Source organism: Thiopseudomonas sp. SA1F2-1K (genome assembly GCF_057443035.1).
The window spans coordinates 1,768,930-1,789,355 of record NZ_CM172014.1 but is presented as its reverse complement, the minus strand read 5'-3'; the positions used below and the strand labels follow the sequence as shown (position 1 = coordinate 1,789,355).

The following is a 20,426-nucleotide window of genomic DNA, read 5'->3' as shown; positions in this document are numbered from 1 at the left end:
TTACTTGGAGGGTTAGACTTTAATCAGTACAGATTTGTGCTCAGTGTAAGCTGAGATGACTTCCTCACCCATTTCGCGACCTAAACCAGAAAGTTTATAACCACCAAATGGCAGAACTGGGTCTAAAGCGCTGTGGCAGTTAACCCATACTGAGCCTGATTTAATTTGTGGAATTAAACGGTGCACGGCTGCAAGGTCATTGGACCAGATACTAGCACCTAAGCCATAAATGTTGTCATTAGCTAATTGTACGGCTTCTTCTAAGGTGTCAAAGGGCTGACAAACCAGTACTGGGCCAAAAATTTCTTCTTGCACCAACTCGCTGTCTTGTTTTACATCAGCAATAACCGTTGGTTTAACAAAGAAGCCTGGGCTGAAGGATTCGCCACCACAAACAATACGTGCACCTTCAGCGCGGCCTTGATCAATAAAGCGCTGCACACTATTTTGCTGCTTTTTAGAGATCAGTGGACCCATATCCACGGATGGATCCATAGCGTTACCGAGCTTCATGTTATTGGCAATTTCGGCAATGCCTTGTACCACAGTTTCATAATGTTTGCGGTGTACATAAAGGCGAGAACCGGCGCTGCATACTTGACCGTGGTTAAAGAAAATTGCTTGCGCTGCTCCAGCAATGGCTTCTTCTAAGTTGGCATCTTCGAGTACCAGTACAGGAGACTTACCGCCCAATTCTAAGGTAACGCGGGTCATGTTATCCATGGCCGCTTTACCGATGGTTTGGCCCACTTGGGTTGAACCAGTGAAGGTTAGCTTGTTCACCTGTGGATGGCTGCTGAGTGCTGCGCCAACTACAGAGCCAGGACCAGTGATTACGTTAAGTACACCCGCTGGGTAGCCGGCTTCTTTGACTAATTCGGCTAGCTTGAGCAAGCTTAGTGGCGTTTCATCGGCTGGTTTAATGACAATGGTACAGCCAGTAGCAAGGGCTGGGGCAATTTTCCAGCAAGCTAATAAAAGAGGAAAGTTCCAAGCAACAATAGCACCGACTACGCCAATCGGCTCACGACGAGTAAAGCCATGGAAGTGGGCATCGGGTAGTAAAGGTAAGGATGGTTCAACGGTGCTGCCGCCTAATTTAGTTGCCCAACCGGCCATATAGCGTAAAAAGTCGATGCACAGCTGTACGTCCATCGCGCGGGCTACTGCTGCGCTTTTACCGTTATTGAGACACTCCAGTTCAGCTAATACTTGGCCGTCGCGCTCCATTAAATCAGCAAGTTTCCAGAGCAAATTTTGGCGCTCACGAGGACGCATACGTGACCATTCAGAATCATCAAATGCTTGACGCGCGCTAGCGACAGCGCGCTCCATATCACTGATTCCACCGTGAGCTACGCTGGCCACATGCTCACCAGTTGCTGGGTTATTGAGCTCTAGGGTGTTACCGCTATCGCTAAACACAAACTCATTATTGATGAACAGGCCAATAGGTTGGCTAATAAATGCTTGGGTAGCAGCGGAGGGTGTAGGTACTGACATAGTAGAATCTCTCTTTTTTATTAGTGATACTTAGAATTAAGCAAAGTGCGTGCCATTCTAATTAAACCGCCTTAACCCATGGCCTTGCGAGCGGTTTTGAGGTTGTAGAGCTAATGCAGAGTGAGTCTTTGCTCAAGACAGTGTCGCAAAGTGAGACAGCGAGTGTTGATCCTGACGCACCCCATCACATAGGGGCTGTTCTATGAATCTAGCGCAGTTTAAATAGTGCTTGAGCAAAAACATGTTTCCAAATAAGAATTAAGTGTTTTAACTTGCTACAGCTGGATTAAAAAAAATCGTAAAAAACTCAGTTAGTGCTTTAAAAGACCTTGCTTTATTTGGTAAGTAATTGATTTTAAAGGTTTTGTGTTGAGTTGGCATGAAAATCGCTTACCAATAAAGGTGTGGAGTGATGCAATCGTGTGACGCGTTTGCCATTTCTAAAACGAGAATAAGAATAAGTGGAGGTCTTGATGAAGACACAACTACGGCAGTGCCTGATGCCCACTATGCTTGCATTAGCAGTCATGGGAGCTTCAACGTCGAGTTTTGCTGAGCAGGCGCGTCCTGGGAAGCAAATCTTGCAAGAAACCTGTGCTGTTTGCCATCAAAAGCAAGATGATGAAAAACTTAGCCGCATCAGTTATCAGCGTAAAACCCCTGAGGGTTGGTTGATGACCGTGGTGCGTATGCAAGTTGCCCATGGCTTAGAGATTAGCAATGAAGACCGCCGTAGTGTGGTTAAGTACTTAGCTGATACTCAAGGTTTGGCACCTAGCGAAACAGAGGGTGTACGTTACGCTTTAGAGCGCCGTTTAAATACCGTTGAGTCATTCCGCGGGGAGGAACTCGGTGAAATGTGCGCACGTTGTCACTCTGGAGCACGCGTGGCTTTACAGCGTCGTCCAACCAAAGAATGGCAGCAGCTGATTAACTTCCACTTAGGTCAATGGGCTTCATTAGAATATCAAGCGCTGTCGCGTGATCGTGACTGGTTTGATATTGCAATTAATAAAACTGCGCCTGAGTTAGCTGAGCGCTATCCAATTGATTCTAAAGACTGGGATAAGTGGCAGAAAGATAAGCCTGCGGCTGAAAGCTTGAAAGGTTCGTGGAGCTTTAGCGGCCACTACACCGGTAAAGGCGAAGTGCGTGGTGCGATGACTGTCGAACCAACAGGCAATGATCAGTTTAAAGTCACTGTTAAAGGTGAGTATGCGGACGGTCAGCCATTTGTTGGGGAAGGTACCGGTATTTTATATAACGGCTATGAATGGCGAGCTAATATCACCATTGATGGCGTAGTGATGCGCCAGGTGTTTGCAGCTGTTAATGGCGAAATGAAAGGTCGAATGTTTGAGCGTAAAAACGATGAGCGTGGTTTAGACTTCGTTGCCGCACAACAAGGCCAAACACGTTTGTTAGCAGTACAGCCAAGCTATGTTAAAGCTGGTAGTGAAGCAGTATTAACTTTAGTTGGTGCTGGCTTAAGTGGTAAACCTGACTTTGGTAAAGGCATTGAAGTGCTTTCCGTTGAGCAGGCAAGCGCTGAGCAAATGCAAGTACGGGTTAAAGTCGCTGCAGATGCCAAATTAGGTTCCCATAGCTTGCAAGTAGGTAAAGCTAAAGGTGCTGAGCTGGCGGTTTATCAAGCGATTGACAATATTAAAGTCTTACCTGACTACTCGATTGCGCGCTTAGGTGGTAATGGCGGCACGGTAGAAAAGGTTGAAGGTCGCTTTGATGCAGAAGCTTGGGCCGTGAACGCGGAAGGTAAGCCTTATCGTTTAGGCGTAATGCCTGCCACTTGGTCAGTCGATGCTTGGGATGAAAAAGCGGTAGCAGCCGAGGATCTACGTTTTGCTGGAACCATGGATACTGAAACAGGCGTCTTTACACCAGCTGGCGCGGGACCTAACCCTGAGCGGAAGATGATGGCCAGTAACGTGGGTAACTTAAAAGTGATTGCTAAAGTCACTGAAGACGGTAAAACCCATGAAGCTGAAAGCCATATGGTGGTCACCGTACAGCGCTGGAATCTACCTCCGATTCCATAATGCGTAACACAATAATAAGTCTAAAAGGGTGAAGTCATGGGTGCGAGATTAAACTTAGTGGAGCACAACCTGCATGAAGTGCAGGTAGACGCTATGCGCATGCTGTTTCATATTCCCAGTAGTTCATTGTTTGCCAGCGATGAAATTACTTCGGGAGTGATTGCCAGCTTGCGTCAGGGCGAGTGTTCTGAGCAAGAATTACAAACCCGCTTAGCTGGGCGTTTTAACTCGCAAGATGTCAAACAAACATTAGAAGAGTTAATTGCTTTAGAAGTAGTCAGCGATGGCAGGCCGCTAACGCCTGAAATTCGAAATAAACGGGTTGAGAAAACCGCACTGAATACTGTGGTTTTAAACGTCAATACCGGCTGCAATCTGAGCTGTACTTATTGCTATAAAGAAGATTTAGATAAGCCTTCGGCTGGCAAAAAAATGGGTGCAGAAACAGCAGAAGCTTCGGTTGAGATGTTGCTTAAGGAGTCACCGGATGAGCCGCGTTATACCGTGGTGTTCTTTGGTGGTGAGCCCTTAAGTAATCGTCCGTTAATCGAACACATGGTTGACTACTGTGAGCGGCGTTTGGGCGCACTCGGCAAAGGCGTAGACTTTGTGATGACGACCAACGCGACCTTGCTTACCGAAGAAATCGTGGATTACTTAAATGCTCACCGCTTTGGTTTATCGATCAGTATTGATGGGCCTAAAACGGTGCATGACCGTAATCGGATCACGGTGGGTGGTCAGGGTACTTACGATGTGGTGCGTCGCAAAGCCGATATGCTATTGGCCCGTTATAACAGTCGCCCAGTGGGCGCTCGTGTAACCTTAACCAAAGGCATAACGGATGTAGAAACTATCTGGGACCACTTATTTAATGAAGTGGGCTTTGCTGAAGTAGGCTTTGCTCCAGTAACTACTGGAGACATCAGCAGCTTTAACTTATCAGGCGAAGAAGTAGAGCAGGTGTTTGCCAATATGAAGGCTTTAGGTCGTCGCTATTTAGATGCGGCCTTGCGTCATGAAAATATTGGCTTCTCCAACCTGCACCAGATGATTACAGACATTCACGAAGGGCATAAAAAACTATTGCCCTGCGGCGCTGGTTTGAAAATGCTGGCTGTTGATCATAAGGGCGAGTTAAACCTGTGTCACCGCTTTACTGGTTCTGAAATGCCAACTTTTGGCAACGTCTTGAACCAAGGTGTGAAACAAGTCGAGCTGAATGACTTTTTGTCAGCGCGTTTAGATCGTACTAATACTGGCTGTCAAACCTGTCGGATTCGTAATCTTTGCTCAGGCGGCTGCTATCACGAAAGTTATGCTCGCTATGGCGACCCAACACACCCGACCTATCACTATTGCGAACTAATGCGTGACTGGGTGGATTTTGGTATCGAGGTTTATAGCCGCATTATGGCGAAAAACCCTGCCTTTATTGGCACCTACATCACTCCACGCAAGGGGCATTAATTATGAAACACTTAAAGCCGATCAATAATAAAGCACAACACCTTACCGAAGCTGTTGCTGAAAATCGTCAAGACGAAGTTTTAGCGATGAGCATTGTCGCTGGCTGTACAGCAACCGTTGACCCAGGTTGGGAAGTCGATGCCTTTGGCGGCATTAGCTCTCTGTGTCAGCCAATGGAAGCTGACTTATACGGTTGCGCGGATCCTTGCTGGTGGCCAGCACAGCTCCCCGACATTATGAGCACGCACCCAAACTGGAACAAAGACGCGGCTGACTCTGCAACTGACTGGCGCAACTTGCAGACAATTTTCCCTGAAGATGTTTAATGTTTGCTGCCAATGAGGAAAGGTTATGAATAATAAAAAAATGTGGTTAGGCGCAACATTAACCGCGCTATGTTTAAGCAGCGTAAGTGCCTTTGCGTTCAATGAAAGCAAACCTTTAGCTAAGGGTAGCGAGTATTTAGCGGTATCTAACTACCCAGATAACTTGCATATCATTGATGCTAAAGAGGATAAGCTCTATAAAACCTGTAAGATCCCAGGTAAGTTTGGCCCAGGCACCGTAGTAATGAGCCCAGACAAAACCCGCGCCTATGTGTTAGGTAATGGGTTCAGTGAAGTGTTTGGCTTTAACGTGGATAACTGTGAGATTGAATTCCGCGCTAAGTTTGCGCAGCAGTCGAACGAAGATGCGCGTTCTATGTTCTCGTTTGCGGTTAGTGTTGATGGCAAAGAGGTGTATGTTGCCAACAACCCAGTGCTGAAATTTAGCGATCACTATGAAGTGCAACAGTCGCGTTTATTTGTATATGACGCTAATGGCGGAACCAAAGCGAAGCCTATTCGTCAGTTCCCGATGCCGCGCCAGCTCTATACCATGCAGGCTGCTGATGATGGATCTTTATATGTAGCCGGTCCTGATATCTATAAAGTTGATGTGCAAACGGGTAAATATGAAGTGGCAATTCCAGTGCGTAACTGGAAGCGTGAAAACTATGGTGCACCGGATGTTTTATATTTCTGGCCACACCAGCAAAAAACTCGCGACTTCAGTATTTTATATACTGCACCTAAGTTTAAAGATGAGAAGCAAGATCCTGAAACCGCTGATGTGAAGTACGGCTTCTACAACGTCAACTTGGCGACTGGTAAAACAGAAACCAAAGACTTTGCTGTAGCCGAAGAAATTTACTTCACTGGTTACCGTGATCCTAAAGATGATAATACGATGTTTGCGGTACTTAACCGTTTAACTAAGTACGACATCAAAAATGAGAAGCTTTTGAAAGCTCAAGAGCTAGATCACACTTACTATTGCATTACCTTTAACGATAAAGCCGATAAAATTTATCTGGTGGGTACCTTGAATGACATCAGTATCCATAACCCAGACACGCTAGAGAAAATTGGCAGCATCACCTTGCCAGGTGGTGATATGGCGATTACGACAGCACAGACCTTTATTCGTTAAGTGCGACCTCGTAGGTGCTGACATCAGTCAGCACCTACACCTTTCCTAAACAACAACAATAATCTTTTAGGAGTGTCTTTATGACTAAGCGCTCGGTGCTTTCTTGCGCCATCACATTAGCGATCGCTGCCACTTCCAGTGCGCAAGCCTATGAACTGTATCAAGATGATGCACGTTACTTAAACCTAGATGTGTCGGCTGCGTTTGGGCTGTTTCACAGCCAGCGTAGTTATGCAGCAGTCAACCCCGAGACTAAAGAACAAAGTACGAGCTGGCGCGAAGGCTATCTTAAGTATGGCTTTAGTGCAGGGAAAAAACTGGTGGATGATTCTGAGTTGAGTGCAGGCTTGGCTTGGGTCAGCTCGGGGACGTGGGGTAATAGCGATGCCGCTGGTTTAACCGATGGTTCGGAGCGACACACTCGGATCGAAGAGGGTTGGGCCCGCTGGAAATCGGGCCAGCTTATTTCAGCATTGGGCGAGAATGGGCTGGATATTTCTGCCGGACGACAGTTTGCTTCAGTTGGCAGTGGATTTTTAATTCATGGTGACCCGGTCAATATGGGGAACCAAATTGCCGATGGCGTTTTAGATCGTGGAGGTGCCTATTATTTAGCGCCACGCAATAACTTTGCGCGCACCGGTATTATTCGCCTTGGCGGTGAAACAGGCTGGCGCGGCGATCTGATGTACTTAAAGTCAGAAAACAAAGCCCAGGCAAAAACCGCTTTGCATGTGGCTAACCTGGAGCATGTAGGGGAGATGGGGACGATTGGCGCCACCTACATTAAAGGAAAAGATGTCGATAAAGAGTACGCCGATGAGTTTCAGCTCGAGCGGAAAGGTATGAAGGTCTACAGCTTACGTGGTAATAGTAGCTTTGGCGTTGATAACCTTGATCTATCGGCCGAGTATGCTCGGCAGAAAAAGCGTAGCGGCGATACAGAAAATGCTTGGTTTACCCAAGCTAGCTGGACGTTTGCGGATACCCCTTGGCAGCCTACGGCAACCTATCGTTATAGTCGTTTTTCCAAAGGGTTTGACCCACTATTTTATGGTTTAAGTACGGGTTTTGGTACTTGGTTCCAAGGTGAAGTAGCAGCTAACTATGCTGGACCATTTAATAGCAATACCAAGGTGCATCATGTGGGTGTAACAGCTCAGCCACGCGAGGATCTGACCTTGGGCGCATTGGCTTTTAAATTTAATACACTCGATAAAAAACAAGGTGATTTATCAGGTAGCGAGTTTGATATTTATGCGCAGTGGGACGTCAATCAACACTTATCGATTATTCCGGTAATGGGGTTATACAAGCCGAAAAAATATGTCAGTCAAGGCGGAGCTCAGTTAAAAGACAACAAGCGAAACCTGTATAGCCAGTTGCTATTTATGACGCAGTTTTAGAGGATAATCTAAGTTAATTCAGAGCAACGCATAGAGGTTAGCATGCAACAGATTGTCGTGTTAGGGGCAGGGCCAGCAGGCACCGTGTGCGCACTGGGTTTGCAGCGCTTAGGCTATACGGTCACGGTAGTCACGAGCGCCCGTAGTTTTGCTGCGGTGGAAGGTATCTCAGAGCGAGTGTTGCATGGATTAAAACAAGCAGGCTTGGAATTAGCACTGGCCAGTGTTAATCAAGCCTGTTTGCGTCAAGTCAGTTGGAATGGTGATAGTAGTGCACAGAATCAAGAATTTTTGCTCGATCGACCGTTATTTGATGCTGCACTAATAGCCCAACTCAGGCAGGCAGGTATTAAGGTCATTGAGCAAAGCGCAATTAAGGTGGTGGCACATGAGGCGGGGTTTCAGATCCAGCTTAAAGATGGACAAAGGCTCAGTGCAGATTTTTTAGTAGAAGCCAGAGGTCGCCAAGCGCCTGCTTCGGGTAAAGGGCTGCGGGGACCAGAAACCATTAGTTTATTAAATCGCTGGCAAGGACAAAGCGCACCGCCTAAAACTACAGTCACTAGCCTAGCTGATGGTTGGAGCTGGATGGCGCAGCTAGCAGATGGCCGCTGTTATTGGCAGCTGACGTTAGATGTTGCCAGTGCGAATTTACCTAGCAAGCAGCAATTGATCGACTATTGTGCTCAGCGCCGTGCAGCCTGTAGTGTTTCACAGCAGTTTTTTGCCGAGCAGCCAAGCATTGAGCAGATTGACTTACATGCACGCAGTAGTACTTCAACCTTAAGTCAGGCTGCCGTAGGTGAGCGCTGGATCCGCATTGGTGATGCAGCGATGGCGGTGGATCCTTTGTCAGGCAATGGCATTTTTCAGTCATTATCTTCAGCCTTACAAGCACCGGCAGTGATCCATACCCTATTGCAACGGCCAGAGAATCAGCCGTTAGCACAACAGTTTCATCAAACCCGGGTAGAAAATTTATTTATGCGCTTTGCTCGCTTAGGCCGGGACTTTTATCAAATGGAGCAGCACTGGCTCGAGCAGCCTTTTTGGCAGGCGCGTCGGCAATGGCCTGATACTGAAGTTATGCATCAGCAAGTTGGGCTTGAACAAATTCAAGTGCGTGAGCAACCGGTGCTAGAGCATAACTACATTGTTGGGCGTGCGGTAGTGGTAACACCTGATCAACCCTTAGGTATTTGGCATGTGGATGGCCTTGAGTTGGCGCCTTTTGTTCAAACCTTACAAGCGCAAGGGCTAGCCGCCGCTTTGCAAGGTTATGCGCCGCCGCAGCAGCGAATTTTACAGCAGTGGTTAACCACTACTCTGAATCCAGCCAGTTAAGCGACTAAGCGCTTGGCTAGAGCTGTGCAGCGAGTGTTTTTTTTGTATAATGCGCGCCTTGCAGGAGAGAGAGGCTAGTCCTCCGCCGAAGGCGCAAACTCCCATAAACGCTCAGGCCCATGTACTGCAACACAATTTATGATCGCCAACTGGAGAGCGATGGCTTTGCTTGGCAAAGCAGCATCCACCGAAGGGGCAAGCTGACTCTGACTTATCCGTGATGGGCGAGCAGCATAAACTCTCAGGTACACAGGACAGAGGGGGAGGCGCATTTCTCGCAGGAGTGTCTGTGTGCTTAGCTATATCTTTATGATTGCTATTACTGCTGAAGCCATGTCTGGAGCTTTAGCCGCGGGTCGCCGTAATATGGATTTATTCGGTGTGGCGTTAATTGCGTTCTTAACCGCCTTAGGCGGTGGTACAGTGCGCGATATGTTGCTGGGAAATTTTCCAGTGACCTGGACCCAACATCCCATTTATATTTATCTCACCATTGGTGCAGGCTTGCTAACCATGCTTATTGCTCGCTTTATGCATCGGCTGAATCGGGTGTTTTTATTGGTGGATGCCATGGGGCTGGTGGCCTTTACCATTATTGGTTGTGATGTGGCGCTGCGCTTAGATTATCCAACGCCGGTGGTGATCATGGCAGGAATTACCACCGGGATATTTGGCGGGATTTTGCGCGATATTATGTGTAACCGCACGCCTCAGGTCTTACGCCACGAGCTCTATGCTAGCGTGTCCTTTTTAGTGGCAATTTTGTACTTGGTGATGCGCGCCTATGGGGTCAATGAAAACCTCAATTTATTGGTTTCCTTTGCCTTTGGTTTAAGTATGCGTCTAGCCGCGATCAAGTATCAATGGTCGTTACCAATATTCTCTTACGCTGAGGATCAATGGGAAGATTAGCGTAATGGCAGTTTAACCTAAGCCGTTGCCAGCTGACTGGCAGCGGCTTTTTTTATGCTGAATATTTAACGATAAGTAGTACAGAGCGGTTTTTTACTGAACTAAATAAGTGGCCAGCTTCTCTAGATAAGTGTGCAAGATCAAAATACTAACAGTTTGCTTAGGGCAAACGATGACTTAACAGCAAGAGAAGGATATGCATCATGCTTTATACTATTGCGTTGATATTGCTAGTTCTCTGGGTTTTAGGATTAGTGTCTTCCTACACGATTGGCGGCTTTATTCATATATTATTGGTTATTGCTGTCATTATCATTTTATTACGGGTGATCCGCGGCAATAAGCCGTTATAGAGGCTTCGTACAGTGAAGTTTGGAGAGTAGGGTAAGTCGGACTTTAACCAAGTTCGACTTATTACCACTCTTAGGCTTTAAAGATTACTTAAAGCGCCGTTCAATGCCTTTTTCGACTAAGATTTTGGCTGAAATCTCTTCCACCGAAAACTGGGTGGTATTAATAAAGTTAATCCCTTCGCGCTGAAACAGTTTTTCTACCTCACGTACTTCAAACTCACACTGGGCATAGCTTGCATAGCGACTATTAGGCTTGCGCTCATGGCGTATTGCCGCCAAACGATCGGGATCAATGGTTAAGCCAAAGAGTTTATCTTTGTTGTCACGCAATGCTGGAGACAGCACTAAACGCTCCATATCTTCTTCGGTAAACGGATAGTTAGCTGCGCGAATTCCATACTGCATCGCCATATATAAGCAGGTAGGGGTTTTACCGCAACGTGATACGCCAAGAAGAATGATATCAGCACTGTTGTAGTGTCTGGTTCTAGCGCCATCATCGTTATCTAGGGCGAAGTTAACCGCTTCAATGCGTTCCATGTAGTTATTGGTGTGGGTAATCGCATGGGATTTGCCCACTGAGTAAGAGGAGCTGGCATTAAGCTCGGCTTCTAACGGGGATAAAAAGGATGAAAAAATATCCACTTTAAAGGCATTGGCACCGGCTAAAATGTCGCGAATCTCGTTATTAACGATGGTGTCGAAGACAATTGGTCGCATATTTTCTGCTTCTGCGACCGCATTAATTTGCTGTACCATGGCCTGAGCTTTTTCGACGCTATCGATATAGGGACGAGTCAGGCGGCGAAATTCAATATTGCCAAACTGTGCAAGTAAGCTTTGTCCAAGGGTTTCAGCCGTGATGCCTGTGCCGTCGGAAATAAAAAAAGCGGTGCGTTTCATGAGCTTTAGCCTTAAGTTGGGAACGTTTCTCAGCTATTATGGCCCAGCTTGCCGGGCAGTAGTCGGCAGTATTGTGACCTATTTTCCCTAAACAAGACCAGTAGCTGCGCCATTTTGTCTGGTCTGACTTACACAGAAGTGGAGACATCACCTTGGTTGAATATGTAATTCCCCTCGAAGAACTCGGCAATCATGACGTTGAGCGTGTAGGGGGTAAAAATGCTTCCCTTGGCGAAATGATCAGTAATTTAGCTGGCGCAGGTGTATCTGTTCCCGGTGGTTTTGCTACGACAGCACAAGCGTATCGTGACTTTATCGAGCAGAATCAATTAGATCAGCGGATCCATGAGTTGCTAGATCAGCTGGATGTAGATGATGTCACTGCTTTGGCTGAAGCGGGTAAGCAGATAAGACAGTGGATTATGGAAGCCGAGTTTCCCGCGCAGTTAGAGGCGGATATTCGGGCGGCTTTTGAAAAAATGGCCAATGGCAATCAAAATATGGCGGTGGCGGTTCGCTCCTCAGCTACTGCAGAAGATTTGCCCGATGCATCCTTTGCTGGGCAGCAAGAAACTTTTTTAAATATTCGTGGCGTAGATAACGTAATTCGCGCAGCGAAAGAGGTATTTGCCTCGCTATTTAATGACCGCGCTATTTCCTATCGCGTGCACCAAGGTTTTGATCACAAAGAAGTAGCACTCTCAGCAGGCGTGCAGCGTATGGTGCGCTCTGAAACTGGCACCGCTGGGGTAATGTTTACCTTAGATACTGAGTCGGGCTTTCGTGATGTCGTATTTATTACCGGCGCTTATGGTTTAGGTGAAACTGTAGTTCAGGGGGCAGTAAACCCAGATGAGTTTTATGTGCATAAACCAACCCTGACAGCAGGCCGTCCAGCTATCTTACGCCGTAATTTAGGCAGTAAAGCCATCAAAATGATTTATGGCGAAGAAGCGGCCGCCGGTAAGTCAGTGAAAACCGTTGAAGTGGATGCAGCTGAGCGCGCACGCTTTGCTTTATCTGATGCGGAAGTTGAAAACCTTGCTAAGCAGGCGATGATTATTGAGCAGCACTACGGTTGTCCAATGGATATTGAGTGGGCTAAAGATGGTGATGATGGCCAGCTATATATTGTTCAGGCGCGTCCTGAAACAGTAAAAAGTCGCAGCAATATCAATGTGATGGAGCGTTACCTGCTTAAAGAAACCGGTAAGATTCTGGTTGAAGGACGTGCCATTGGGCAGCGAATTGGCGCAGGTCCGGTACGTGTGATCCGTGATATTGCGGAAATGGAAAAAGTTCAGCCAGGTGATGTGCTGGTTTCTGATATGACCGATCCTGATTGGGAGCCGGTAATGAAGCGCGCCAGCGCGATTGTAACTAACCGCGGTGGGCGCACTTGTCACGCGGCGATTATTGCCCGTGAACTAGGTATTCCGGCGGTGGTTGGTTGCGGTAATGCTACCGACTTATTAATTGATGGCCAAGGAGTGACGGTTTCCTGCGCTGAGGGGGATACCGGCTTTGTCTTCGAGGGACAGCTTGGTTTTGACGTGCGTACTAATTCGGTTGATGCCATGCCGGATATTCCGTTCGATATTATGATGAACGTTGGTAATCCTGATCGAGCATTTGATTTTGCCCAGCTGCCTAATGAGGGGGTTGGCTTAGCGCGTTTAGAGTTTATTATTAACCGCATGATTGGCGTACACCCTAAAGCCTTACTTAATTTTGAGACGCTAGCGCCAGACATTAAAGACAGTATTGAAAAACGCACCGCCGGCTATGCTAGTCCCGTTGATTTCTATGTGGACAAATTGGTTGAAGGTGTCAGTACGTTAGCCGCTGCTTTTTGGCCAAAGAAAGTTATTGTGCGTCTGTCAGACTTTAAGTCCAATGAGTATGCCAACTTAATTGGTGGCAAACTGTACGAGCCGGAAGAAGAAAACCCGATGCTCGGTTTCCGTGGCGCTTCGCGCTATATCAGCGACTCTTTCCGTGATTGCTTTGAGCTAGAATGCCGAGCGATGAAGCGTGTGCGCGATGAAATGGGCTTAACCAACGTTGAGTTAATGGTGCCATTCGTGCGTACGCTAGGCGAAGCCTCACAAGTGATTGATTTGCTTGCCGAGTATGGCTTAAAGCGCGGCGAGAATGGTTTACGAGTGATTATGATGTGCGAATTGCCTTCAAACGCACTCTTAGCGGAAGAGTTTTTAGCCTTCTTCGATGGTTTCTCCATTGGTTCCAACGATATGACCCAGCTGGCGTTAGGCTTAGATCGCGACTCTGGAATCATTGCGCACTTATTTGATGAGCGTAACCCCGCGGTCAAAAAACTATTATCGATGGCGATCCAAGCTTGTAATAAGGCGGGTAAGTACATCGGAATTTGCGGCCAAGGACCTTCTGATCATCCCGACTTAGCTCGTTGGTTGATGGAGCAGGGCATTGCCAGCGTCTCGCTAAACCCTGACTCGGTGTTGGATACTTGGTTCTTCTTAGCGGAAGAACAGCAGTAAACCCAACCTGAGCAGATAGCTACGCTTTACTGCACTAACAAAGCCTGATTCTAGATGCTAGGGTCGGGCTTTGTAGTTTTTACTGAACCCCGTATGAGTGAAAAATAGATGCGCATTGCTATTTTGCAGGCAGATACGATTCATCCCAATCTGCAAGCAGACTATCTCAGTTATGGAAATATGTTTCAGCACCTCTTGACTAAGGCCGCTAAGCAGCTGCTACCGCCAGTCACGCTTTCGTTTCAGGTGTTTGATGTATTGCAGGGCCACTATCCAGAAGCTGATGCAGCGTTTGATGCCTATTTAATTACTGGCAGTAAAGCCGATTCCTTTTCGGATGAAGCTTGGGTGCAGCAACTACGAGCCTATGTACAGCAGGCTTATCAGCAGTCAAAAGTCCTATTAGGTATTTGCTTTGGTCATCAATTAATAGCTTTAGCGTTAGGCGGTGTCAGTGCGCGCGCTAGCCAAGGCTGGGGGATTGGCAGTCATCCTTATCAATTGCAGGCGACGCCCAGTTGGTGGAATCCCCAGCTGCAGCAGGTGCGTTTGTTGGTCAGCCATCAAGATCAGGTGCAACAACTGCCTAGCCAAGCAGAGCTGTTGTTAAGTAGCGAGTTTTGTCCCTATGCGGCGTTTTATATCGGGCATCAGGTTCTGTGTTTTCAAGGGCATCCTGAGTTTACTCCAGCCTTTGCTAAAGGCTTATTGGCAACTCGCCGCGAGCGTTATACGCCGATTCAGCTCGCTGCAGCGCTAGCGTCTTATGCTAAAGGGCATGATGGCGAGTTAATTGCACTGTGTATGCTGCAATTTGTGCAGCAGGCTATGTTCATTAAACAAGCAGCCGCCAATCAGCCATTAGCCGAGCAACCGTCCAACAAAGAGCCCAGGTTAACTAAGGGCCTTGAGATTACTGTTTAATTGCAGGCGTATGCAGTTGCTGAGTATTTAGGGTGCTGTTTTCAGGTTGAGGTTGAGTTGACCACGTGAGGATGTCGTAATAACGGCGGATGTTATTTACAAAATGAACAGGCTCACCGCCACGGGCATAGCCATGACGGGTTTGGCTGTACCATTTTTTTTCCGCAAGACGAGGGAGCATTTGCTTAACATCTAACCAGCGATCAGGGTCGAGGCCTTCTTGGCTGGCTAATCCACGCGCATCATAGAGGTGCCCCATACCTATGTTATAGGCAGCTAGGGCAAACCAAATACGATCGTCTTCATGGATGCCTGCGGGCAAGTCTTGAATGATTTTTTTGATGTAGCGCGCACCGCCAAAAATACTCTGTTTGGGGTCAAGGCGGTCGGTGACCCCCATTTCTTTAGCGGTTGGCAAGGTCAGCATCATTAGGCCGCGCACGCCGGTTTTTGAGGTGGCTTCTGGCTGCCAGTGTGACTCTTGATAACCCATGGCTGCGAGTAAGCGCCAATCCAGCTCTAGCTCTTTGGCTGCTTGCTTAAAGAAACGCTCAAAACTGGGCAAGCGCTGTTTCAAATGACGGGCAAAAGTATAAGCGCCTACATAGCCAAGCGTATCTAAATGGCCGTAGTAACGCTCTTCAAGTTGCTGCAGCAGCTCCTTGGTGCTCTCTAGGCTCAGAAACTCGTTCGCTGCAGCCAGCAGGCTAGTATCTTCTGACTTAGCCATAGCCCACACCTGTTGCTGAAACGGCTTTAGGGTAAAGGCCACCCGTACTTCTGAAAAATACACTTGGTTAATCGCCAGCTCATTAGAACTAACTAGGGTGGCATCAATTTTGCGCTCATTGACTAAGCGTAATAGATCAACAATTTCCACTTTATCTGATTGATTAAATTTCAGCTCAGGATGTTGGTGCTGTTGATCACGCATAATTTCGGCATGGTAGCCGCCTTGTAAAACAGTGATTTTTTTACCGATCAGCTGTGCAACATTTTTGGGTCGCTCAGCGCCTTGACGATAAATAATCTGAGGTTTGACTTCAAGATAACCATTGGAATACATCACTTGATCGCTACGGAGCTGGGTTTTTACCAAGCCAGCCGCTGCCAGAATAGGCGTGCCGGACTGTTCACTGGCTAAGCGTTGATACAGCTCATCTAAGTTGTCTACCGTTTCAACTTTTAAGCGCACACCAAGATGCTTGGCAAACTGATTGGCTAGTTCGTATTCAAAGCCAGTTTCACCATTGCGGTCTTGAAAATAGGTGGCAGGACTGTTACGGGTAATAATATGCAATTCGCCAGAGCGTAAAACGTGCTCAAGTAAGGTGGGCTCAGGGCGTGAACAGCTGGCCAGACTTAACAGCAGTAAGCCTAGGAAAATTACGTAGAAGAGCGCGTGGCGGCGCAAGGCTTGTGGTAACATTGGCGCAGTATACTGAATCTTAAGAAGAACATTCAAAGAGTAATTATTCGCGGTTAAGTTGTACTTTAGATTAAAACACAAGGTCTTGTGGCTTAATTGACTGCACTCTTTGGCTGGTTTTTCATGATTTCATTCTGACCAACACCTGAATTTGAATGGCTAAATCAGTGGATGCTGACTAGAATAGCCAGTCATTTTGCACTCACTCGTTAGAGGCTGTCACAACGATGCTGATTTTGCGCGGCGCACCCGCTCTTTCCCCGTTTCGACACGGAAAATTGCTCGAGCAATTAACCCAAAAAGTTCCTGCTGTTACTGGTTTGTATGCCGAGTTTGCTCACTTTGTAGAAGTATCTTCGGCATTAAGCAGTGAAGAAGGGCAAACCCTTAGTCGTCTTTTGCAGTACGGTCCTACCGTTGCTCAGCAAGAGCCTGCAGGTCGATTATTCCTCGTAGTGCCGCGTTTTGGCACGATTTCTCCTTGGTCAAGTAAGGCAACAGATATTGCCCAAAACTGTGGTTTGGCCAAGATTGAGCGAATTGAGCGCGGGATTGCCTATTACGTGGCGGGTGAGTTATCCGATGCCGACGCCCAACAATTAGCCGCTAGCCTGCATGATCGGATGACTGAGTTAGTGCTTGGTGCTATGGAAGAAGCTTCGGCGTTATTTAACCATGCTCAGCCGAAGCCAATGAGTTCGGTACCGGTATTAACTGAAGGGCGTGAGGCATTAGTTGCGGCAAATATTAGTTTAGGCCTTGCGTTAGCTGAAGATGAAATTGATTACTTAGTCGAAAGCTTTACTAAGTTAGGCCGCAATCCTAATGATGTTGAGCTGATGATGTTTGCTCAGGCGAACTCAGAGCATTGCCGCCATAAAATCTTTAATGCCAGCTGGGATATTGATGGCGAAGCCCAAGAAAAGTCCCTGTTTGCGATGATTAAAAACACCTATCAAATGAACAGTGAAGGTGTGCTGTCAGCATATAAAGATAACGCGGCAGTAATGGAAGGATTTACTGCTGGTCGTTTCTATCCTAATCCTGACACTAAAGAATATGCGGCGATTGAGCAGCCCGTGCATATTTTGATGAAGGTTGAAACCCACAACCACCCCACCGCGATTGCTCCTTTCCCTGGCGCATCAACCGGTTCTGGTGGTGAGATCCGTGATGAAGGGGCGACTGGTCGCGGCGCTAAACCGAAAGCGGGTTTAACCGGATTTACTGTTTCCAACTTAAATATTCCAGGGTTTGAGCAGCCATGGGAAAAAGCCTACGGTAAGCCAGAGCGTATCGTAACGCCGCTGGATATCATGCTTGAAGGTCCTTTAGGCGGTGCGGCGTTTAACAACGAATTTGGCCGTCCTGCGTTAACCGGTTATTTCCGTACCTTTGAGCAAAGCATTAATACCCCACGCGGTGAAGAAGTGCGGGGTTACCACAAGCCGATTATGTTGGCTGGTGGTATGGGGAATATCCGTGAGGATCACGTTCAGAAAGACGAAATCTCCGTTGGTGGCAAGCTGATTGTGCTGGGTGGTCCTGCGATGCTGATTGGTTTAGGTGGCGGTGCTGCTTCCTCCATGGCAACCGGTAGTAGCTCGGCTGACTTAGATTTTGCTTCGGTGCAACGGGATAACCCAGAAATGGAGCGTCGCTGCCAAGAAGTGATCGATCGCTGCTGGCAAATGGGAGAGAACAACCCGATCAAGTTTATTCACGACGTGGGTGCCGGCGGTTTATCTAACGCTTTCCCTGAGTTGGTGAATGATGCGGGACGCGGTGGCGTATTTAACTTACGCAATATTCCGAATGATGAGCCAGGCATGAGCCCGCTTGAGATTTGGTGTAACGAATCCCAAGAGCGTTATGTACTGTCGGTTGATGCCAAAGATTTGGCGCTCTTTACAGAGATCTGTGAGCGTGAACGTTGCCCGTTTGCCGTAGTCGGTGAGGCCACTGAAGAACGCCAGCTCACCGTAGAAGACAGTCATTTTAATAATAAGCCAGTGGACATGCCGCTGGAGGTCTTATTAGGTAAAGCACCACGGATGCATCGTTCGGTTACCCGTGAAGCTGAGATCGGCGATGATTTCTCCGCCGCTGCAGCGCCTATGCAAGAGGCGATTGAACGTGTTTTACGTCATCCAGCCGTGGCTAGCAAAAAATTCTTAATCACCATTGGTGATCGTTCTGTGACTGGGCTGGTCGCTCGTGATCAGTTTGTGGGACCGTGGCAAGTACCAGTGGCAGATTGTGCGGTGACGGCCACCAGTTTTGATGTATACACTGGTGAAGCCATGGCGATGGGTGAGCGTACACCATTGGCCGTATTAGATGCGCCTGCATCTGGTCGTATGGCGGTTGGTGAAGTGGTCACTAACTTAGCCGCAGCCGCTATCGCTAAGGTGTCTGATATTCGTTTATCCGCGAACTGGATGGCGGCAGCTGGGCATCCGGGCGAAGATGTACGTCTGTACGAAACGGTAAAAGCAGTCGGTATGGAACTTTGCCCTGAGCTTGGCATTACTATTCCAGTGGGCAAAGACTCGATGTCGATGCAAACCAACTGGCAAGAGCAAGGCCAAGATAAAGCCGTGATTTCTCCGTTATCGTTGGTGATTACAGGCTTTGCACCGGTTCAAGATGTGCGTCGCACCTTGACTCCAGAGCTGCGTTTAGACAAAGGCGCTAGCGAACTTCTAGTGATTGATTTGGGCCGCGGGCAAAATCGGATGGGGGCTTCTATTTTGGCGCAGGTTTATAGCCAAGTAGGTCAGAGCGTACCAGACGTTGATCGTGCTGCCGATCTCAAAGGATTCTTCGACTCAATCCAAGCGTTAAATCAACAAGGCAAACTACTGGCTTACCATGACCGCTCAGATGGCGGATTAGCTGCTGCTGCGATTGAAATGGTGTTTGCCGGTCATTGTGGTTTACAGCTCACGCTGGATGAGTTGTGCTCTTCTGCAGACGATGCCATGGCAGCGTTATTTAACGAAGAGTTAGGAGCAGTGATTCAAATTGCTCAAGCTGACCGTGCAGCGGTATTGGCTGTGTTTGAGCAAAATGGTTTAGCTGATTGCGTTAAGCCTATTGGGCAGCCGGTAACCGGTGGCCAAGTACGCATTAGCTTTGCTGGCAATGACTTATTTGTTGGTGAGCGGCGTATTTTACAGCGTATCTGGACTGAAACCAGTTACCAGATTCAGCGCTTACGGGACAACGAAGAATGTGCTGAGCAAGAATTTGATGCGCTATTAGACGAGCAAGATCCTGGCTTGTCGGCCAAAGTAACATTTGATATCAACCAAAATATTGCTGCGCTATACATCAATAAAGGTGTGCGTCCTAAAGTAGCTGTGTTGCGTGAGCAGGGTGTGAATGGCCATGTGGAAATGGCTGCTGCCTTTGATAAGGCAGGCTTTGCAGCTGTTGACGTACATATGAGCGATATTCTGGCAGGTCGCATTGATTTGGCGAGCTTTAAAGGCTTAGCGGCTTGTGGTGGCTTCTCTTACGGTGACGTTTTAGGGGCTGGCGGTGGCTGGTCTAAATCGATTCTGTTTAATAACAAAGCGCGCGATAACTTTGCTGCTTTCTTTGAGCGGGCCGATAGCTTTACCTTAGGCGTATGTAATGGTTGTCAAATGCTGTCTAACCTTCAAGAGCTGATTCCTGGGGCAGAATTCTGGCCGCGCTTTGTGCGTAACCGTTCCGAGCAGTTTGAAGCACGGGTAGCCATGGTTGAAGTGCAAGAGTCGCCATCAATCTTCCTGCAAGGAATGGCCGGATCGCGTTTACCTGTAGTGGTTGCCCATGGTGAAGGGCAAGTGGAATACCCAAGCCAAGAAGCACTGCTTGAGTCTGATTTATCCGGCTGCGTGGGCTTACGTTATGTGGATAACTACGGCAAAGTCACGGAAGCTTTCCCAGCTAACCCTAATGGCTCGGCGCGTGGTATTACTGGCTTAACCAGCCGTGATGGACGTGCAACCATTATGATGCCGCACCCTGAGCGGGTATTCCGTGCGGTGCAAAACTCTTGGTACCCTGAGGAGTGGCAAGAGGATGGCGCTTGGTTACGGATGTTCCGCAATGCGCGAGTTTGGGTGGATTAATCCTTA

At 47.7% G+C, this 20,426-nt stretch carries 14 protein-coding genes and 2 riboswitches; of the genes, 11 read left to right on the top strand and 3 right to left on the bottom strand.

From position 1 onward, the window contains the following. Positions 1-12: 12 nt before the first annotated feature. On the bottom strand, positions 13-1,503 hold the full coding sequence (locus tag AC2T15_RS08675; RefSeq protein ID WP_486778066.1) for an aldehyde dehydrogenase family protein: 1,491 nt from the start codon (positions 1,501-1,503) through the stop codon (positions 13-15). A gap of 473 nt (positions 1,504-1,976) precedes the next feature. Here AC2T15_RS08675 and peaA point away from each other — a divergent pair, with 473 nt between their 5' ends. From peaA to AC2T15_RS08635, 8 genes are all read left to right on the top strand, one after another. After that, entirely contained in the window at positions 1,977-3,560 is a 1,584-nt protein-coding gene (peaA, locus tag AC2T15_RS08670) for a quinohemoprotein amine dehydrogenase subunit alpha (protein ID WP_053100085.1), read from the top strand. 36 nt (positions 3,561-3,596) lie between these two features. Continuing rightward, complete coding sequence (gene peaB / locus AC2T15_RS08665; protein WP_486778065.1) at positions 3,597-5,030, top strand: quinohemoprotein amine dehydrogenase maturation protein; 1,434 nt, start codon at positions 3,597-3,599, stop codon at positions 5,028-5,030. Between the two features lie 2 nt (positions 5,031-5,032). Continuing rightward, the gene (qhpC, locus tag AC2T15_RS08660; protein WP_053100083.1) at positions 5,033-5,356 is read left to right on the top strand and encodes a quinohemoprotein amine dehydrogenase subunit gamma; all 324 of its coding nucleotides are present in this window, start codon (positions 5,033-5,035) and stop codon (positions 5,354-5,356) included. Between the two features lie 25 nt (positions 5,357-5,381). Continuing rightward, positions 5,382-6,503 carry a quinohemoprotein amine dehydrogenase subunit beta gene (peaD, locus tag AC2T15_RS08655; protein ID WP_053100082.1) on the top strand — a complete coding sequence of 374 codons (1,122 nt, stop codon included), beginning with the start codon at positions 5,382-5,384 and terminating at the stop codon, positions 6,501-6,503. A gap of 80 nt (positions 6,504-6,583) precedes the next feature. Then, the gene (locus AC2T15_RS08650; protein WP_486778064.1) at positions 6,584-7,909 is read left to right on the top strand and encodes an alginate export family protein; all 1,326 of its coding nucleotides are present in this window, start codon (positions 6,584-6,586) and stop codon (positions 7,907-7,909) included. Between the two features lie 42 nt (positions 7,910-7,951). After that, complete coding sequence (gene qhpG, locus AC2T15_RS08645) at positions 7,952-9,253, top strand: flavin-dependent monooxygenase QhpG (protein ID WP_486778063.1); 1,302 nt, start codon at positions 7,952-7,954, stop codon at positions 9,251-9,253. Positions 9,254-9,304: 51 nt separating this feature from the next. Next, a riboswitch (glycine riboswitch) is annotated at positions 9,305-9,390 on the top strand. 2 nt (positions 9,391-9,392) lie between these two features. Next, positions 9,393-9,521, top strand: a riboswitch (glycine riboswitch). Positions 9,522-9,562: 41 nt separating this feature from the next. Further along, positions 9,563-10,165, top strand: coding sequence for a trimeric intracellular cation channel family protein (locus AC2T15_RS08640; RefSeq protein ID WP_286594464.1), 603 nt, complete (start codon positions 9,563-9,565; stop codon positions 10,163-10,165). A gap of 203 nt (positions 10,166-10,368) precedes the next feature. After that, positions 10,369-10,518: a lmo0937 family membrane protein gene (locus tag AC2T15_RS08635; RefSeq protein ID WP_148561491.1), complete on the top strand. Its 150-nt coding sequence runs from the start codon at positions 10,369-10,371 to the stop codon at positions 10,516-10,518. Between the two features lie 84 nt (positions 10,519-10,602). Here AC2T15_RS08635 and ppsR read toward each other — a convergent pair whose 3' ends face one another. Next, complete coding sequence (gene ppsR / locus AC2T15_RS08630; RefSeq protein ID WP_053105905.1) at positions 10,603-11,421, bottom strand: posphoenolpyruvate synthetase regulatory kinase/phosphorylase PpsR; 819 nt, start codon at positions 11,419-11,421, stop codon at positions 10,603-10,605. A 152-nt stretch (positions 11,422-11,573) separates the two neighbouring features. On the opposite strand from ppsR, the gene ppsA reads away from it, so the two are divergent. Continuing rightward, positions 11,574-13,943 carry a phosphoenolpyruvate synthase gene (gene ppsA, locus AC2T15_RS08625; RefSeq protein WP_053100076.1) on the top strand — a complete coding sequence of 790 codons (2,370 nt, stop codon included), beginning with the start codon at positions 11,574-11,576 and terminating at the stop codon, positions 13,941-13,943. A gap of 108 nt (positions 13,944-14,051) precedes the next feature. After that, complete coding sequence (locus AC2T15_RS08620) at positions 14,052-14,867, top strand: glutamine amidotransferase-related protein (protein WP_486778062.1); 816 nt, start codon at positions 14,052-14,054, stop codon at positions 14,865-14,867. On the opposite strand, the gene mltF is transcribed toward AC2T15_RS08620, so the two are convergent. Then, positions 14,857-16,296 (bottom strand): membrane-bound lytic murein transglycosylase MltF, encoded by a 1,440-nt coding sequence (mltF, locus tag AC2T15_RS08615; RefSeq protein WP_486778061.1) that lies wholly within the window; start codon positions 16,294-16,296, stop codon positions 14,857-14,859. The genes AC2T15_RS08620 and mltF overlap by 11 nt on opposite strands. A 227-nt stretch (positions 16,297-16,523) precedes the next feature. On the opposite strand from mltF, the gene purL reads away from it, so the two are divergent. Continuing rightward, on the top strand, positions 16,524-20,420 hold the full coding sequence (gene purL, locus AC2T15_RS08610; RefSeq protein WP_486778060.1) for a phosphoribosylformylglycinamidine synthase: 3,897 nt from the start codon (positions 16,524-16,526) through the stop codon (positions 20,418-20,420). The last annotated feature ends 6 nt before the right edge of the window (positions 20,421-20,426 follow it).

What these genes read in the sequence shown, in the direction of transcription:
- AC2T15_RS08675 (WP_486778066.1), bottom strand. Translation starts at nt 1,503, where the DNA reads ATGTCAGTACCTACACCCTCCGCTGCTACCCAAGCATTTATTAGCCAA.
- peaA (WP_053100085.1), top strand. Translation starts at nt 1,977, where the DNA reads ATGAAGACACAACTACGGCAGTGCCTGATGCCCACTATGCTTGCATTA.
- peaB (WP_486778065.1), top strand. Translation starts at nt 3,597, where the DNA reads ATGGGTGCGAGATTAAACTTAGTGGAGCACAACCTGCATGAAGTGCAG.
- qhpC (WP_053100083.1), top strand. Translation starts at nt 5,033, where the DNA reads ATGAAACACTTAAAGCCGATCAATAATAAAGCACAACACCTTACCGAA.
- peaD (WP_053100082.1), top strand. Translation starts at nt 5,382, where the DNA reads ATGAATAATAAAAAAATGTGGTTAGGCGCAACATTAACCGCGCTATGT.
- AC2T15_RS08650 (WP_486778064.1), top strand. Translation starts at nt 6,584, where the DNA reads ATGACTAAGCGCTCGGTGCTTTCTTGCGCCATCACATTAGCGATCGCT.
- qhpG (WP_486778063.1), top strand. Translation starts at nt 7,952, where the DNA reads ATGCAACAGATTGTCGTGTTAGGGGCAGGGCCAGCAGGCACCGTGTGC.
- AC2T15_RS08640 (WP_286594464.1), top strand. Translation starts at nt 9,563, where the DNA reads ATGATTGCTATTACTGCTGAAGCCATGTCTGGAGCTTTAGCCGCGGGT.
- AC2T15_RS08635 (WP_148561491.1), top strand. Translation starts at nt 10,369, where the DNA reads ATGCTTTATACTATTGCGTTGATATTGCTAGTTCTCTGGGTTTTAGGA.
- ppsR (WP_053105905.1), bottom strand. Translation starts at nt 11,421, where the DNA reads ATGAAACGCACCGCTTTTTTTATTTCCGACGGCACAGGCATCACGGCT.
- AC2T15_RS08620 (WP_486778062.1), top strand. Translation starts at nt 14,052, where the DNA reads ATGCGCATTGCTATTTTGCAGGCAGATACGATTCATCCCAATCTGCAA.
- mltF (WP_486778061.1), bottom strand. Translation starts at nt 16,296, where the DNA reads ATGTTACCACAAGCCTTGCGCCGCCACGCGCTCTTCTACGTAATTTTC.
- purL (WP_486778060.1), top strand. Translation starts at nt 16,524, where the DNA reads ATGCTGATTTTGCGCGGCGCACCCGCTCTTTCCCCGTTTCGACACGGA.